This is a genomic window from Streptomyces sp. B21-083 (genome assembly GCF_036898825.1).
Taxonomy (GTDB): Bacteria; Actinomycetota; Actinomycetes; order Streptomycetales; family Streptomycetaceae; genus Streptomyces.
Genome location: NZ_JARUND010000002.1, coordinates 963,276 through 978,618 on the forward strand (window position 1 = coordinate 963,276; position 15,343 = coordinate 978,618).

The 15,343-nt window shown below is 71.3% G+C and carries 15 protein-coding genes; 6 read left to right on the top strand and 9 right to left on the bottom strand.

The window, feature by feature from the left end:
• Positions 1–52: 52 nt before the first annotated feature.
• Positions 53–1,252 (bottom strand): CaiB/BaiF CoA transferase family protein, encoded by a 1,200-nt coding sequence (locus QA861_RS28405; RefSeq protein WP_334591453.1) that lies wholly within the window; start codon positions 1,250–1,252, stop codon positions 53–55.
• Between the two features lie 131 nt (positions 1,253–1,383).
• On the opposite strand from QA861_RS28405, the gene QA861_RS28410 reads away from it, so the two are divergent.
• From QA861_RS28410 to QA861_RS28420, 3 genes are read left to right on the top strand one after another with little or no spacing between them, the layout of a single operon-like run.
• The gene (locus QA861_RS28410) at positions 1,384–2,337 is read left to right on the top strand and encodes a LysR family transcriptional regulator (protein WP_334591454.1); all 954 of its coding nucleotides are present in this window, start codon (positions 1,384–1,386) and stop codon (positions 2,335–2,337) included.
• Positions 2,338–2,386: 49 nt separating this feature from the next.
• Entirely contained in the window at positions 2,387–2,965 is a 579-nt protein-coding gene (locus QA861_RS28415; protein WP_334591455.1) for an FAS1-like dehydratase domain-containing protein, read from the top strand.
• On the top strand, positions 2,899–3,252 hold the full coding sequence (locus QA861_RS28420) for an HTD2 family dehydratase (protein ID WP_334591456.1): 354 nt from the start codon (positions 2,899–2,901) through the stop codon (positions 3,250–3,252). The genes QA861_RS28415 and QA861_RS28420 overlap by 67 nt, the downstream gene beginning before the upstream one ends.
• A gap of 55 nt (positions 3,253–3,307) precedes the next feature.
• Here QA861_RS28420 and QA861_RS28425 read toward each other — a convergent pair whose 3' ends face one another.
• Together QA861_RS28425 and QA861_RS28430 are read right to left on the bottom strand one after the other, a co-directional pair.
• On the bottom strand, positions 3,308–4,453 hold the full coding sequence (locus QA861_RS28425; RefSeq protein WP_334591457.1) for a thiolase family protein: 1,146 nt from the start codon (positions 4,451–4,453) through the stop codon (positions 3,308–3,310).
• Positions 4,446–5,879 (bottom strand): class I adenylate-forming enzyme family protein, encoded by a 1,434-nt coding sequence (locus tag QA861_RS28430; RefSeq protein ID WP_334591458.1) that lies wholly within the window; start codon positions 5,877–5,879, stop codon positions 4,446–4,448. Before QA861_RS28430 ends, QA861_RS28425 begins: the two co-directional genes overlap by 8 nt.
• Positions 5,880–5,932: 53 nt before the next feature.
• Between QA861_RS28430 and QA861_RS28435 the strand changes: the two genes are divergently transcribed.
• The 3 genes from QA861_RS28435 to QA861_RS28445 all read left to right on the top strand — a co-directional run bounded on the left by QA861_RS28435 (position 5,933) and on the right by QA861_RS28445 (position 8,674).
• Entirely contained in the window at positions 5,933–6,700 is a 768-nt protein-coding gene (locus QA861_RS28435; protein WP_334591459.1) for an SDR family oxidoreductase, read from the top strand.
• Positions 6,701–7,250: 550 nt separating this feature from the next.
• Positions 7,251–7,853 carry a hypothetical protein gene (locus QA861_RS28440; RefSeq protein ID WP_334591460.1) on the top strand — a complete coding sequence of 201 codons (603 nt, stop codon included), beginning with the start codon at positions 7,251–7,253 and terminating at the stop codon, positions 7,851–7,853.
• Entirely contained in the window at positions 7,790–8,674 is an 885-nt protein-coding gene (locus QA861_RS28445; protein ID WP_334591461.1) for a hypothetical protein, read from the top strand. The genes QA861_RS28440 and QA861_RS28445 overlap by 64 nt, the downstream gene beginning before the upstream one ends.
• Before the next feature lie 76 nt (positions 8,675–8,750).
• Here QA861_RS28445 and QA861_RS28450 read toward each other — a convergent pair whose 3' ends face one another.
• Genes QA861_RS28450 through QA861_RS28475 form a run of 6 tightly spaced genes read right to left on the bottom strand, consistent with a single transcriptional unit; the run spans position 8,751 to position 15,341 of the window.
• Positions 8,751–9,794 carry a CaiB/BaiF CoA transferase family protein gene (locus QA861_RS28450; RefSeq protein ID WP_334591462.1) on the bottom strand — a complete coding sequence of 348 codons (1,044 nt, stop codon included), beginning with the start codon at positions 9,792–9,794 and terminating at the stop codon, positions 8,751–8,753.
• Positions 9,791–10,747, bottom strand: coding sequence for a TIGR03564 family F420-dependent LLM class oxidoreductase (locus QA861_RS28455; RefSeq protein ID WP_334591463.1), 957 nt, complete (start codon positions 10,745–10,747; stop codon positions 9,791–9,793). Before QA861_RS28455 ends, QA861_RS28450 begins: the two co-directional genes overlap by 4 nt.
• Before the next feature lies 1 nt (position 10,748).
• Entirely contained in the window at positions 10,749–11,150 is a 402-nt protein-coding gene (locus QA861_RS28460) for a cobalamin B12-binding domain-containing protein (RefSeq protein WP_334591466.1), read from the bottom strand.
• Positions 11,150–12,727 carry a methylmalonyl-CoA mutase family protein gene (locus QA861_RS28465; protein ID WP_334591467.1) on the bottom strand — a complete coding sequence of 526 codons (1,578 nt, stop codon included), beginning with the start codon at positions 12,725–12,727 and terminating at the stop codon, positions 11,150–11,152. Before QA861_RS28465 ends, QA861_RS28460 begins: the two co-directional genes overlap by 1 nt.
• On the bottom strand, positions 12,724–14,166 hold the full coding sequence (locus tag QA861_RS28470; protein ID WP_334591468.1) for a FadD3 family acyl-CoA ligase: 1,443 nt from the start codon (positions 14,164–14,166) through the stop codon (positions 12,724–12,726). The genes QA861_RS28465 and QA861_RS28470 overlap by 4 nt, the downstream gene beginning before the upstream one ends.
• A complete protein-coding gene (locus QA861_RS28475; RefSeq protein WP_334591471.1) occupies positions 14,163–15,341 on the bottom strand; it encodes an amidohydrolase family protein in 1,179 nt (392 codons plus the stop codon). The genes QA861_RS28470 and QA861_RS28475 overlap by 4 nt, the downstream gene beginning before the upstream one ends.
• Between the last annotated feature and the right edge of the window lie 2 nt (positions 15,342–15,343).

Below are 15,343 nucleotides of genomic sequence, written 5' to 3' on the forward strand. Positions count from 1 at the left end.
GTGGCGGCGAGGGGGCGTGGGGCGGATGCCGCCGACGGCTTCGCCCGGCGCTTCAGATGACGTGTTCCGCCCTCAGCCGGTCGATGTCGGCGGTGCTGTATCCGAGGGCGGCCAGGATCGTCCCGGTGTGCTCACCGACGGCGGGGACGGGATCCATGCGCGCGGCGACGCCGGTCAGGTCCGCCGGCGGCAACAGCGCCCGCACCGTGGCTCCGCCGGGGATCCCCACGTCCCGCCAGCGGTCCCGGCCGCTGAGCACCGGGTGCTCGAGGAACTGCGCCACGTCGTTCACCCCGGCGTTGGCGATGCCCGCCGCGTCCAGCAGGTCCGTCACCTCGGCGCTGTCGAGTTCGCCGAACCGCCCGGCGACGATCACGTTCAGTTCCTCACGGTGGACGACCCGGGCGGAGCCGGTGGCGAAACGTGGATCCGCGACCAGCTCGGGCAGGCCGAGGATCCGGTCGCACAGAGCGGCCCATTCCCGTTCGTTCTGGATGGAGAACAGGATGTCCTGGCCGTCGGCGGCGGTGTAGGCGCCGTACGGCGCGATGGTGGCGTGCTGAGTGCCGAGGCGCGGGGGCTGGGTGCCGCCGAAGCCGGTGTAGTAGGCGGGCTGGTTCATCCACTTGGCCAGTGCCTCGAACAGCGAGACCTCCACGGCGCGGGCGACACCGGTGGTGGCACGGGTGAGCAGGGCGGTGAGAATCCCGGAGTAGGCGTACATGCCGGCCGCGATGTCGGCGATCGACACCCCGACCCGGGCTGCGCCGTGCGCGTTGCCGGTGAGCGAGACCAGCCCGGTCTGGCACTGCACCAGGAGGTCGTACGCCTTGCGGTCGGCCCACGGGCCGCTGGAGCCGTAGCCCGTGATGGAACACGGGACGAGCGAGGGGAAGCGGTCGAGGAGCGCGTCGGCGCCCAGGCCCATGCGTACGGCCGCTCCTGGCGCCAGGTTCTGCACGAACACGTCCGCGTCCGCGAGCAGTTGCTCAAGGACGGCCCTTCCCGCCTCCCACTTCAGGTCGAGGGTGACGGACTCCTTGGACCGGTTGAGCCACACGAAGTAACTGGACTCGCCGTGCACCGTGGTGTCGTAGCGGCGGGCGAAGTCACCTCCGCCGGGCCGCTCCACCTTGATGACCCGGGCGCCGAGGTCGGCCAGCTGGCGGGTCGCGAAGGGGGCGGCCACCGCCTGCTCCAGACTGACGACGGTGAGGCCGGCCAGCGGCAGCGGGGCGGGGGGCTCGGTCATGGGCGACCTCCAGAAGGATGCGGGTCCCGTACCGGGACCATCATCATGAACGCTCATGGCGACGGTAATGAAATGACATTTCCTGATACCCCCATGCGCACACCGGATGACCGCCGCAGGAGGGCCCGCTCGTGGACATCAAGCAACTCAGGGCGATCGTCACGGTCGCCGAGGTGGGCAGTGTCACGCGCGCCGCGGAGCTACTGCATCTGGTGCAGCCCGCTGTGACCCGGCAGATCCGCGCCCTGGAGCAGGAACTCGGCGTCGACCTCTTCGAACGGACCGGGACGGGCATGCGGCCCACCGAGGCGGGCACCGTCATGGTCGAGCGTGCCCGGCGGGCCCTCGACGAACTGGAGCGGGCCCGCGCCGAGGTGCAGCCGGCGCCGGGCGAGGTGTCGGGCATCGTCACCGTCGGTCTGTTGGAGAGCACCGGCGACCTGCTCGCCGAGCCCCTGGTGACCGCGGTCGCCCGCAGTCATCCCGGCGTTCAACTCCGCTTGATGACCGCCTACTCGGGGCACCTCCAGCGCTGGCTCGACGACGGCGACCTGGACCTGACCCTGCTCTACGACCTGGACAGCACCCCCTCGCTCAACGCCCGCCCGCTGCTGCGTGAACGGCTGTGGGCGGTCGCTCCACCGGGGGCCGGGCTGCGCGCCGACCGTCCGGTGGCGTTCGCCGAGGCGGCCGGGCACCCGCTCGTGATGCCCGCCGCCGGGCACGGTCTGCGCCGGTTGGTCGACGCGGCGGCTGTACGGGCGGGTTCCGCGTTGGATGTCGCCGTACAGACCAACTCCATGACAGTGCAGAAGCAGCTCGTCAGGGCGGGGCACGGGTGGACGGTCCTGCCCGGTGTCGGTATCGCCGAGGACGTCGCGCACGGCACCCTGAGCGCGGCGCCGCTCAGCGAGCCCGACGTGTGGCGCTCGATCGTCCTCGGCACTCCCCGGTCCGGGCGCACCCCGCCCGCTGTGGAGGTCGTGGCCCGGGAGCTGGTTGGCCGGATCAACCGGGCGGTGGCCCGGGGCAGTTGGCCCTCCGCCCAACCGCACAACGCCGGCGCTTCCCCCGAGGACGAGTAACGCGGCGCAGCCGACGCGAACAGCGAGAGACGACAAGGACGGATGGACGATGCGGCCCACCCCACCCCCGCTCCACACCTACGTGGAGTCGTGGACGCCAGGACCGGTCAGGGACGAGGACGTGCTGGGCGTCGGCCCTGCGGCGGCCCTGTCGGCGGTGCTGAACCTGCCAGGACCCGCCCCGAAGGCGGGCGAGGCGCTTGCGCCGATGTGGCAGTGGCTCTTCTTCCTGAGCTGGCCCGCCGGGCGGCTACTCGGCGCCGACGGGCACCCGTTGGACGGCCACTTCCTGCCACCCCTGCCTCACCGGCAGCGCATGTGGGCGGGCGGCCGGTGCGAGATCACCCAGCCCCTGTGCCTCGGTGAACCCGTCGAACGGGTCAGTTCCCTCGCTTCCGTGACCGCCAAGCGGGGGCGTACGGGCGAGATGCTGTTCGTCACCGAGCGCCGTGAGTTCCGTAGGCGGGCGGACGTGTCTCGTGGAGGAGCAGGACATCGTCTACCGGTCCGGGGGGCGGCGGACAACACCCGGCCGCCGTCGGCGAGTTCACCCGGCCGCACGTGGACGAGCCGTGGCAGCTCCCCCTGCACCCCGACCCGGCGCTGCTCTTCCGCTTCAGCGCGCTGACCGCGAACGCCCACCGCATCCACTACGACGCACCGTACTGCCGGGACGAGGAGGGTTACCCCGGGCTCGTCGTCCATGGCCCGCTGCTGGCCCTGCTCATGCTGGAACTCGCCCGCCGGGACGCCCTCGGCCGGCGGGTGCGCTCCCTGTCGTACCGGCTGCGTCGGCCGGTGTTCGCCGGGGAACACCTCGTGGCGTGCGGCACGCCCCGCGGTGACCACGCCGAACTGCGCGTGGCCACGGGGCGGGAGGAACAGCACGCCACGGCGGAGGTGACCTTCGAATAACCCGGTCGGTCGGGTCGCCGGACTCCCAGCCGAGACGCTCAGCCGGGCGCTTCGGTCAGGGCGCCGGTACCTCGAGTACCAGCGCCGAGCCCATGCCGCCGCCCGCGCACATCGCTGCCACGCCCACGCCGCCGCCCCGGCGGCGCAGTTCGTGGACGAGGGTGACGGCCATCCTGGTGCCGGTGGCGGCGACCGGGTGGCCGAGGGAACAGCCGCTGCCGTTGACGTTGACAAGGCCCGGGTCCAGGCCGAGATTGCGGATCGCGGCGAGCGGCACCGAAGCGAAGGCCTCGTTGATCTCGAAGAGGTCGACGTCGGACATGGTCAGGCCGGCCCGGCGCAGCGCCTTGGGGATGGCGTGGATGGGGGTGAGGCCGGTCTCCGCAGGGTCGAGCGCGACCGAGGCCCACGACCGCACGGTGGCCAGCACGGGCAGCCCCAGCACCTCCCTGGCGAGCCGTTCCTCCGCGACCGCCACGACCGCCGCCGCGTCGTTGGCTCCGCAGGCGTTGCCCGCCGTGATCGAGAAGCCCTCGATCTCCGGGTGGAGCGGTTTGAGCGCGGCCAGTTTCTGCGCGCTGGTGTCGCGGCGTGGATGCTCGTCGGCCTCGAAGGGGCCGAAGGGGGTGTCGACGGGCAACGTCTCCTGCTTGAAGCGGCCCTCGTCGAGGGCACGTACGGCGTTGCGGTGCGAGCGCAGCGCCCAGGCGTCCATCTCCTCGCGGGTGAGACCCGCCCGTACCGCGGTGTTCCAGCCGACCGTGATCGACATGTCGAGGTTGGGGGCGTCCGGGCGGTCAGGGTGCGAGGGCGGCACCCAGCGCTCGCGGTCCAGCCAGGACAGTTTGGGCGCGGTGGACGCGGAGTTGACGCCGCCCGCGAGCACCAGCCGGTCCATGTCGGCCCGGATCGAGGCCGCCGCCGTCTGGACGGCGGCGAGCCCCGCAGCGCAGTGCCGGTTCAGCGCGAGCCCCGGCACCTGCCCGAGGCCGGCCGTCACCGCCGCGTGCCGGGCGACGACGCCGCCGCCGTAGTGCGACTCGGCGAGGATCACGTCGTCAAGGAGGTCCGGGTCGAGTCCCTCGGCCGCCGCCGCGACGACACGGTCGGCCAGATCGTATACGGTCGTTTCGCGCAGACTCCCCTTGAAGGCGGTGGCGATCGGGGTACGCAGGGCTGAGACGAGCACAGCTTCAGGCATCGGCGGCCTCCTCCAGTTCGGCGACCAAGGTGCGGCGCAAGAGTTTTCCGGTGGATGTGCGGGGCAGTTCGGAGCGGAAGACGACGGTGTCCGGCGTCTTGGAGGAGCGCAGCCGCTGTCGGGCGAAGGACCGGATCTCCTCCGGGTCGCCCGATCCGACCAGCACCGCGACCAGGCGCTGGCCCCACTCCGGGTCGGCAAGCCCGAGTACGGCGGCCTCGTGCACCCCCGGATGCTGCAGCAGTACGTCCTCGATCTCGGCGGGGGCGATGTTCTCACCGGCCCGGATGATGGTGTCGTCGGCGCGGCCCTCCAGGTAGAGGTAGCCGTCCGTGTCCAGCCGGCCCCGGTCACGGGTGGCGAACCAGCCGTCCCCGGGCGCTTTGTCCGACTCCGCGTACTCGCCGGAGATCTGGTCCCCGCGGACGAAGACGAGCCCTGTGGTGTCAGGACCGAGCGTCCCTCCGTCCTCGTCGCGGATCTCGAACTCCACGCCGGGCAGCGGGCGCCCCACCGAACCGAGGCGCGCCCGTACGGCCGGATCGTCGGAGGCGATCGCCTGCCAGTGGTCCTCGGGGCCCAGCACACAGACCGACGAGGCGGTCTCGGTCAGACCGTAGGCGTTGACGAAGCCGGTGCCCGGGAACTGCCGCAGTGCCCGCTCCACCACCGGCAGGGGGCAGCGCGCGCCGCCGTAGGCGAGGCTGCGCAGGGTCGGCACGCCGGCTTCCGCTTCGCCCAGTTCCCGGGTGATGCGGGCGAGCATGGTCGGGACCACCATGGCGTGGGTCACGCCTTCGCGGCGGACCGTGGTCAGCCAGTCGGCCGGGTCGAAGGCGGACTGATAGACGACGCGGCGGCCGGCGTACAGGTTCGTCAGCAGGTTCATCACGCCGGCCACGTGGTACGGCGGCAGCGCCACCAGGGTCGCGTCGGTGGCGTTCGCCGAGCCGAAGTCCTGGGTGTTGAAGACGTAGGCGAGCAGATGGCGGTGGCGCAGCAGGGCCGCCTTGGGGGCGGCGGTGGTGCCGCTGGTGTAGAGGACGACGGCGGTGGCGTCGCGGTCCTCCGGGGCGGGCTTCCACTCCGCCTCGCCCGGGGGCGGGGCAAGAAGTGCGTCGAGGTCGGCCGGACGCAGTACCTCGGCCCCCGGGTGCCGGAGGATCAGGGCGTCCAGCTGGTCTTCGCCGAGTCGGTAGTTGAGGGGGACGAACGGGACTCCGGCCAGGGCGGCGCCGAACAGGGCGACGGGGTAGGCGAGATGGTTCGGGCCCAGGTACAGGACCGCGGTGCGGTCACGGAAGCGGTCGGCCGCGTGGCGTGCGAGGCGCTGGAGCCCGGCCGCGGACAGCGACCGGCCGCCCTCCGTGACGATTGGGCGCTCTCCCGCGGAGGCGGCCATTTCCAGGATCACGACTATGTTCATGAGAACGCCATTCTCATACACTCAGAGGCACGCTCGCAAGAGAGGGGTATCACGTGCGCATTGATGGATCGACGGCCCTGGTGGTCGGCGGCGCGGGTGGCCTCGGCGAGGCCACGGTACGGCGACTGCACGCGGCAGGCGCCACAGTGGTGGTCGCCGATCTCGCCGACGACAAGGGCAAAACCCTGGAGGCGGAGCTGGGCGTGCGGTACGTCCGCACCGACGCCACCGACGAGGACTCGGTGGCGGCCGCGGTGGAAGTGGCCGAGCGCGCGGGCGAGTTCCGCGTCGCCGTCGACTGCCACGGCGGCCCGGCGAGCGGCGGGCGGCTCGTCGGCAAGGACGGCTCGCCACTGGACCTCGCCGACTTCCGCAGCACAGTGGACATCTATCTGACCGGCGTCTTTAATGTCATGCGCATGGCTGCCTCCGCACTCGCGCGCACCGCACCCCAGGACGAGGACGGCGGACGAGGCGTGATCGTCACGACCTCGTCCATCGCCGCCTTCGAGGGGCAGATCGGCCAGCTGCCGTACGCCGCCGCCAAGGGCGGGGTGAGCGCGATGACGCTGGTCGCCGCCCGGGACCTGTCCCCCCTGGGCATCCGCGTGGTCTCCGTCGCCCCCGGCACCGTCCTCACACCCGCCTACGGCAAGGCCGCGGACCGTCTAGAGGCGTACTGGGGCCCCCAGGTACCGCATCCACGGCGCATGGGACGGCCCGACGAATACGCCGCACTGGTGCAACACCTGTGCGAAAACGACTACCTCAACGGTGAAGTCGTCCGCCTGGACGGCGCGTTGAGGTTCCCACCGAAATAGCACGTCCTCGATCACACCGATCAAAGGAGTGCCATGCGTATGAGAACCAAGGGCCTCACGGCCCTTGTGGCCCTGGTGGGCGTCACCGCCTTCCTGTCACCCGCGGAGGCGGCCCCGGCCTCCGCGTCCGCCGCCTCCTCGGCCTCGTCGGTCGCCTCGGCTTCCCGGGTCCCGCGGCCCCCCGCTCCCGAGCGGAGCGGCTGCCCCTGCCGCCGACCGCCCCCCTCGAACACGGTGGGATCGTGTACCGCGGCCGTCAACCCGCGGGGCACGGGCTGTATGTCGGGCGCCTGGGACTCCGACATCCGTAACGGTGGCTTCCTGCCGGGCGGACGTACGGTCACCGCGGTCGTGGAGTTCGCCGGTGCCCCGGCCGCGCCCGACCCGGCCGGCGTCTACACCAGCGAGCAGCTGATCCTGGTACGGACCGACGGCACGAAGTTCCCGAACGGTGACGCGTGGAAGTGCGTCACCTGTGGCACCCCGCCCGTCAATAGGCAGGGCATCAACCCAGACCTGAGCTACCCCCAGCCGTTCTCCGACGGCAAGGGTGCTGCTCGGGTCGAACATCGTCGACTGCGGCGAGTACGCCCTCGACTCGCCGGGCTGCACCCCGGCCCGCCTCCACATCTACCCGATCCGCTGGAACAGCACCGCCGACGGATCAGGGCCGGGCGGCTCCATCCGGGAGCTGCGCCTGCACCCGGACCAGGTGCACCTCGGCTTCAACTCCATCGCCGTCAGCGGCTCGCGCCTCGACCAGTTCGGCTACCTGGGCCGTCTGCGCTTCAATCCGGCGCCGACGTCGGGAGCACCCCTCGTACCCCGCTACGACCTCGACAAGGCCACGCGTCTCTTCGACGCCTCCCCCGCCGCGCAGCCGGTGCACGTCGACCCCAACGACCCCTCGAAGCTGGTGGACAACACCTCGCTGCCCGGCGTCGGTGAGTTCCGCGGCTTCTCGAAGGACGGCACGGAGGCCTTCTACGTCGGCTATCCGGTCGAATCGTCCAACCTCGACCTGGTGGCCGTCAACCTGCAGACGGGAAGGTCCGCCGGATCACGGCGAACCCCGGGTACGCGGACCCCGTGGACGCCTCCCCCGACGACCGGTGGATCGTGGCGCTGGACACCCGCGGCTACGACCGCATGATGTTCACCTCCGGGATGACCGGCATCCCGGCGATCACCGACCTGCTGACCACCTCCGTGGTCTCCTCGGTCCGCAACAACGGCCAGCGGCGCTTCTTCCAGCCGTACCTGATCGACCGCAACGGCGACCGGGGCTCCTACCAGGGCCAGCAGCTCAACTACTCCAACACCTCCACCAACTGGAACGCCGGCGCCGACCCGCGCTGGTCGCCCGACGGCACCTCGGTCGCCTACTACGAGCGCCTGGTGTCCTTCCCGTCGCGCGGCGGCGCCAACCCGCTGCCGTGCCCGGCGTCCACCGAGCCCGGCGGCCGTCGCGTCCGGCTGATGATCGCCCGCCTCGTGGACCGCAAGCCGTTGCACATGCCGCCGGTGAAGCCGATCTCCGACACCGTGCCGTGGGGCACGCCGTACGTCCCCGGCAGCGTGATTCCGCAGCGGCCGTACCCGACGCAGGGCGACTACACCCTGGTGGGCAAGAAGTCCGGCAGCGCCAAGGTCAACATCACGTGGGACGCCGCCAAGACCGGCGTGCAGACGGTGTCCGTGAAGTACACGAACTTCTCGGACGACGGCAAGGGCGTCATCAACGGCTCCGAGAGCGTGACCCGCACCAGCACCAGCCCGACCCTGACCACCCTCGACTGGTCCTCGGACCTGGTGAAGACAGGCCGTCACGGCAAGGTGCTGTCCACCAAGAAGACCAGCGCCTACGGCTTCCACGTCACCATCGACCTCCGGAAGACGCAGTTCCAGGCGACCGGCACACTCATCACGAACGTGGGCAAAAAAGCGTACTACCAGCCCGCGAACGGGACCTGACACACCTGAGGGCCTGGTCCGCTTCACGCGCGGGCCAGGCCCCCCGGGACTGTCGTCCCGGGGGGGCCGAACGGTGTCAGAGCAGGTCGCCGTGTTCCCCCAGGCGCGGCGGCGGACCGTACGACGGCACCTGGCCGGCGATCCGGAAGGGGCTGCCGACCAGTCGGTGGCCGCCCGCCTCGATCACCGCGTCAGGTGCTTCGGCGAGCGCCTCGGGCAGGGTGCGTACCGCGCCCGCCGGTACTCCGAGCGGGCTCAGCCTGGCCTCCCAGGCCGCCGCCGAATCCCCGGCGAGGGCCTTCGTCACCGCCGCGATCACCTCGTCGCGGCGGGCCGCGCGCTCGGCCATCGTCGCGTAGCCCTCGATGCCGGCCTCGGCGGCGAAGGCGCGCCAGAACCCGTCGTGGGTGATGAACAGGGCCAGGTGGCCCTCGGCGGTGGGGAAGAGCTGCGCGGGAACGTAGTAGGCGTGCGCTCCCCCGAGGCGGCGCGGCGCGGCGCCGTCGTTGAGCCAGGCGGCGGCGTGGTAGTTAAGCTGGGAGAGCATCACGTCGCGCAGCGAGACCTCGACCTGGCCGCCGCGTCCGGAGACGACCTGGGCCAACAGGCCCAGTGCGGCGGCCAGTCCGGCCGAGTTGTCGGCCGAGGAGTAGCCCGGCAGCATGGGCGGCCCGTCCGGCTCACCCGTGAGGGCGGCGACGCCAGTGGCGGCCTGGACGACGTAGTCGAAGGCGGGGGTGTCGCCGGCCTCCATGCCCCAGCCGGTGAGGGCGACGCACACCAGTCGCTCGTTGAACGGCTTCAGTGCCTCGTAGGTGAGGCCGAAGCGCTCGACGGCCGACGGTTTGAGATTGACCAGCAGGGCGTCGGCGTCCCGTACCAGCTCGTGCAGCCGGTCCTGGCCCGCCGGGGCGGCCAGGTCCACACAGATCGAGCGCTTGCCCCGGTTGAGGCTGGCGAAGTACGCGTCGGAGACCTGCCGGGAGAGGTCGCCGCCGGGCGGCTCGACCTTCGTGACCTGCGCGCCGAGGTCGGCGAGCAGCATGGTGGCGTAGGGGCCGGCCAGGATGTGGCCGACCTCAAGCACCCGCAGCCCCGCGAGGGGCCCAGCGCCGGTCACCGCAGCTCCGCGGCGATCGCCGCGACGGCGTCCCGGGTGCGCAGCTTGGAGGCGATGAGCTCCTCCCGTCCGGTGCCGATGGGCAGCAGCCGCACGGACAGGTCGGTCACCCCGGCATCGGCGAACTGCCGGAAGCGGGCCGCGATGGCCGCCTCGTCGCCGGCCGCGCACAGGTCGCCGACATCGCGGGCGGTGCCGTGTTCGAGGAGACGCTGGTAGTTCGGGGAGATCTCGGCCTCGCCGAGGATGCGGTTGGCGCGCTCGCGCGCCGCGTCGACCTCGTGCGGTGCGCACAGGCACACCGGGATGCCCGCGACGATACGGGGAGCCGGGCGGCCCGCCGCCTCCGCCGCCTTGGTGATCGTCGGGGCGATGTGCTCGCCGACCGCCCGTTCGTCGGCCATCCACAGCACCGTGCCGTCCGTGTGCTCCCCGGCGATGCGCAGCATCACCGGCCCCAGCGCGGCCAGCAGGACCGGGAGGGGGGCGATGGGGGCGATGGTGAGCGGGTTGTGGACGCTGAAGACGTCGTTGTCCACGTCCGCCGAACCACCCCCGGACCGCGCGGCGTTGAGGACCTCCAGGTAGGCGCGGGTGTACGACGCGGGCTTCTCGTACGGCAGGCCCAGCATGTCCCGGACGATCCAGTGGTGGGAGGCGCCGACGCCCAGCGCGAGCCGCCCGCCCGCCACCGCCTGCGCGGACATGGCCTGGCGGGCCAGCGCGATCGGGTGCTGGGCGTGGACGGGAACGACGGCCGTGCCCAGTTCGATGCGTTCCGTGGCCTGGCCCATGACGGCGATGGCGGTCAGGGCGTCGAAGTCCGTCGGCACCTGCGGCACCCACACGGTGTCGAACCCGGCCTCTTCGGCCCACCGGGCGTCGTCGACCATACGGGCCGCCTTGTGCGTCGCGTCACCCCGTTCGGGGCCACTCATCACTCCGACTCGCATCTCAGTCCTCCGGGGCTGTCAGGGCGCGGATGTCCGCGACGATCTCGTCGATCGGGGTGCCCGTGGGGTACACGCCGGCAGCCCCGGCCTCCCGCAGCCGCGCGATGTCGCCGGCCGGGATGGTCCCGCCGACCACGACGGGGATGTCGTCGCCGCCCGCGGCGCGCAGCGCCTCGACCGTGCGGCGGGTGAGGGTGAGGTGGGCGCCGGAGAGGATGGACAGGCCGACGAGGGCGACGTCCTCCTGCACCGCGGTGACGGCGATGTCGTCCACGCGGTGCCTGATGCCGGTGAACACCACCTCGAATCCGGCGTCCCGCAGTCCGCGGGCGACCAGTTTCGCGCCGCGGTCGTGCCCGTCGAGGCCGGGCTTGGCGACGAGTACGCGTACCGGTGCGGTCATCAGAACACCACCGGCTGCCGGAACTCGCCCCACACCGCGCGCAGCACGTCGGCCATCTCGCCGACCGTGCAGTACGCGCCCGCGCAGTCGATGAGCGGGTTCATGAGGTTGTCGTCGCCCTCGGCGGCGCGACGCAGGGCGTCGAGGCTGGCGCGCACCTCGGCGGCGCTGCGCTCGGACTTGACCCGCGCGAGCCGCTTGAGCTGGCGTTCGCGGCCCTCGGCGTCGAGTTCGTAGGTGGCGAGGTCCGGTGGCGGCTCGTCGACCGTGAACCGGTTGACGCCGACGACCGGTCGCTCGCCGGAGGTGGTCTTCCGGTGCAGTTGCCACGACTCGTCGGCGATGAGCCCTTGCAGGTAGCCGTCCTCGATGCAGCGGACCATGCCGCCGTGCGCCTCCAGGTCGGCCATGATCTCGACGATCCGCTCCTCGGTCGCGTCGGTGAGGGCCTCGACGAAGTACGAGCCCCCCAGCGGGTCGGCGACGGCGGCCACGCCCGTCTCGTGCGCGAGAATCTGCTGGGTGCGCAGGGCCAGCGTCGTCGACTCCTCGCTCGGCAGGGCGAACGGCTCGTCCCAGGCGGCGGTGAACATCGACTGCACCCCGCCGAGTACGGAGGCGAGTGCCTCGTAGGCGACGCGCACGGTGTTGTTGCGGGCCTGCGGGGCGTGCAGCGAGGCTCCGCCGGCGACGCAGCCGAAGCGGAACATGGCCGCCTTGTCGGTTTTCGCACCGAACCGCTCGCGCACGAGGGTCGCCCAGCGCCTGCGTCCGGCACGGTACTTGGCGATCTCCTCGAAGAAGTCGCCGTGTGTGTAGAAGAAGAAGGAGATCTGCGGGGCGAACTGGTCGATGGTCATCCGGCCGCGTTCGAGGACCGTCTCGCAGTACGTGACGCCGTCGGCGAGGGTGAAGGCCATCTCCTGTACGGCGTTGGCTCCCGCGTCGCGGAAGTGCGCCCCCGCGACGGAGATCGCGTTGAAGCGGGGCACCTGTTCGGCGCAGAACTCGATCGTGTCCGCGATGAGTCTGAGCGAGGGCTCCGGAGGCCAGATCCAGGTGCCGCGTGAGGCGTATTCCTTGAGGATGTCGTTCTGGATGGTGCCGGTGAGCTTCGCGCGGGGGATGCCGCGCTTCTCGGCGGCGGCCACGTAGAAGGCGAGCAGGATGGCCGCGGTGCCGTTGATGGTGAAGCTGGTGCTGATCCGGTCCAGCGGGATGGTGTCGAAGAGGATCTCGGCGTCGGCGAGGGTGTCAATTGCGACGCCGACCCGGCCGACCTCGTCGGTGTACTCCGGGTCGTCGGAGTCGTAGCCGCACTGGGTGGGCAGGTCGAGGGCGACCGAAAGCCCGGTGCCGCCCTGGTCGAGGAGGTAGCGGTAGCGGCGGTTGGACTCCTCGGCGGTGCCGAAGCCGGAGTACTGGCGCAGGGTCCAGGTGCGGCCCCGGTAGCCGGTGGGGAAGTTGCCGCGGGTGAAGGGGAACGTGCCGGGGTCGGGAGGGTGCGTCGGTCGGTCTGCGGGGCCGTACACCGGCTGCAGGGGAATGCCGGAGGCGGTGCGGAAGTCCTTGGTCATGACAGTTGGTCCTTCATCACCTTTCCGGTGGCGTTCAGGGGGAGTTCGGTGCGGAACTCGATGTGGCGGGGCGCTTTGAACCCGGCCATCCGCTCCTTGGCCCAGGCGATCAGCTCGGCCTCGCCGACTTGGCCGGGGCCTGCGCGCGGGACGACGAAGGCCTTGCCGACCTGCCCCAGCCGCTCGTCCGGTACGCCGATGACGGCGACCTGGGCGACCGCCGGATGCTTCAGCAGGAAGCCCTCGATCTCGGCGGGGTAGGCGTTGAAACCGCCGACCACGAACATGTCCTTCTTGCGGCCGACGATCCTCAGCCGGCCCTCGGCGTCCAGTTCTCCGAGGTCGCCGGTGTGCAGCCATCCGTCGGCGTCGATCGCCTCGGCGGTGGCCACCGGATCGTCGAGGTAGCCGCGCATGACGGAGTAACCGCGCACGAGCACCTCCAGGTCGTCGGCGACGCGCAGTTCGAAGCCCTCGCAGGGCCGGCCCACGGTCGTCGCCACGGCCTCGTACGGGTCGCCCGGCCGGGATGCGGTGACGGTGCCCGCCTCGGTGAGCCCGTAGCCGGTCATCAGGTGCGTGAACGGGAGTTCGGTGGTGATACGGCGGACCAGTTCGACCGGGATGTCGGCGGAGCCGGTCACCGCGACCCGCAGCGAGGACAGGTCGCGGCCGGTGCCCGCCTCCAGCAGGGAGTGGTACAGCGTCGGCGGCCCCGGCAGCACGGTCACCCGTTCCTTCTCCACCAGGTCCAGCACCCGGTCCACGTCGAAGACGTCGACCGGGAGAACGGTCGCGCCCCGGATCATGGACGCCACCAGGCCCGCCTTGTAGCCGAAGATGTGGAAGAACGGGTTGACGATCAGATACCGGTCGCCCTGCCGCAGCTGGGCGAGGTCGCACCACTCGGTGTACAGGCGCAGGGTCTGGCCGTGGGTGGTCATCACCCCCTTGGGGCGGCCGGTCGTGCCGGAGGTGTAGACGACGTCCGCGAGGTCGTCCGCGCCCACGTGGCGTTCCAGCGGATCCCCAGAGGCGAGGAAGCCGGAGGTCTTGAGGTCGATTGCGGGAACGCCGGGCGGGCCGGTGAACTCCCGGCCCAGGAAACCGTTCTGCACGAGCAGTGCCTTGGCGCCGCTGCGTACGACGATGTCGTGGGCCTCCTCGTCGAGGAAGCGGGTGTTCACCGGCACGAGCACCCCGCCCGCCGCGAGCAGGCCGAACGCGGCGACGATCCAGTCGGCGGAGTTGGGCGCCCACAGCGCCACCCGGTCGCCCGGGCCGACGCCCGCCGAGGCGAACGCCCCGGCGGTGCGCCGGACCCGGTCGGCCAGGTCGGTGAAGGTCAGGCGCAGTTCGCCGTCCACCACCGCCTCGGCGCCGCCGAACCGGTCGGCCGCGCCGAGCACCAGCTCGGGGATGCTCCGGGCGCCGGTCATGCGTCGATCAGCCGGGCCAGGTTGCCGCCCATGACCTTGGCCTTGTCCTCCTCGCTGAGCTTGGCGAGGTGGTCGACGTAGGTGACGGGGTCGGCGAGGCCCTCGGGGTGCGGGTAGTCGGAGCCGAACAGGACGCGTTCGATGCCGATGAGGTCGCCGAGCCGCGCCATGTCCTCTTCCCAGAACGGGCTGATGTGGATGTGCCGCCTGAAGACCTGTACCGGGTCCTCCTGGAACTCGTGCGGCATCTTCTTGTGGACGTCGGCGAGCCGGCTCAGCATCGGCTCCACCCAGGAGGCGCCGTTCTCGATGACGGCGACCTTCAGCTCGGGGAAGCGGGAGAGCGCGCCGTGGCAGATGAGCGAGGTCACCGCGTCCTCAATCGGCCGCCACTCGTTGACCTGCCGGAACGCGTTGGGCTTGAAGGGCAGGAACTCGCGCCTGTTGCCCTCCCAGTCGTTGGCGTAGTTGGCGTAGCCGCTGTCGGAGGAGTGGAAGGCGACCAGCACACCGGTCTCCACGACGCGCTTCCAGAACGGGTCGAACTCCGGCAGCGCGAAGGACCGGGTGCCGCCGAAACCGGGTACGGGCGCGGGGCGGACGAGAACGGCCCGCGCTCCTCGCTCCACCACCCAGTTCAGCTCCTCGATCGCCTTGTCGACGATCGGGAGGGTGATGACCGGGACCGTGTAGATGCGGTCCTTGTAGGCGAAGCCCCAGTTCTCGTGCAGCCACTGGTTGAGGGCGTGGATGACCGCGTGGATCAGCTCCGGGTCGTCCTTCATCCGCTCCTCGATGAGGCTGGCGAGGGTAGGGAACATCAGGCTGCGCTTGATACCGAGGTCGTCCATCAGCTCCAGGCGCGGGCCCGGTTCGCGGAAGGCGGGAACCGCGCGCATCGGCTCGCCGAAGATCTCCCGCCGGGTCTTGCCGGTGGGGTTGCCGATCTTGAAGTACTCCTCCATGGCGCCGGGCCTGGCCACCACGTCGAAGGTCGGGTTGGGGATGTACTCGCTGATCTGTCCGCGGATCGCGATCTTGGTGCGACCGCGGACGTTCACGTACTCGATGGCACCTGCGTACTCCTTCGGGAGGTACTTGGTCAGCGCCTCCTGGGTCTCGTAGAGGTGGTTGTCCGCGTCGAACAGCGGATACGCGAGGTCACGAGAGGGCACGA

What these genes read in the sequence shown, in the direction of transcription:
- QA861_RS28465 (WP_334591467.1), bottom strand. Translation starts at nt 12,727, where the DNA reads ATGACCAAGGACTTCCGCACCGCCTCCGGCATTCCCCTGCAGCCGGTG.
- QA861_RS28470 (WP_334591468.1), bottom strand. Translation starts at nt 14,166, where the DNA reads ATGACCGGCGCCCGGAGCATCCCCGAGCTGGTGCTCGGCGCGGCCGAC.
- QA861_RS28405 (WP_334591453.1), bottom strand. Translation starts at nt 1,252, where the DNA reads ATGACCGAGCCCCCCGCCCCGCTGCCGCTGGCCGGCCTCACCGTCGTC.
- QA861_RS28425 (WP_334591457.1), bottom strand. Translation starts at nt 4,453, where the DNA reads ATGCCTGAAGCTGTGCTCGTCTCAGCCCTGCGTACCCCGATCGCCACC.
- QA861_RS28460 (WP_334591466.1), bottom strand. Translation starts at nt 11,150, where the DNA reads ATGACCGCACCGGTACGCGTACTCGTCGCCAAGCCCGGCCTCGACGGG.
- QA861_RS28415 (WP_334591455.1), top strand. Translation starts at nt 2,387, where the DNA reads ATGCGGCCCACCCCACCCCCGCTCCACACCTACGTGGAGTCGTGGACG.
- QA861_RS28455 (WP_334591463.1), bottom strand. Translation starts at nt 10,747, where the DNA reads ATGCGAGTCGGAGTGATGAGTGGCCCCGAACGGGGTGACGCGACGCAC.
- QA861_RS28430 (WP_334591458.1), bottom strand. Translation starts at nt 5,879, where the DNA reads ATGAACATAGTCGTGATCCTGGAAATGGCCGCCTCCGCGGGAGAGCGC.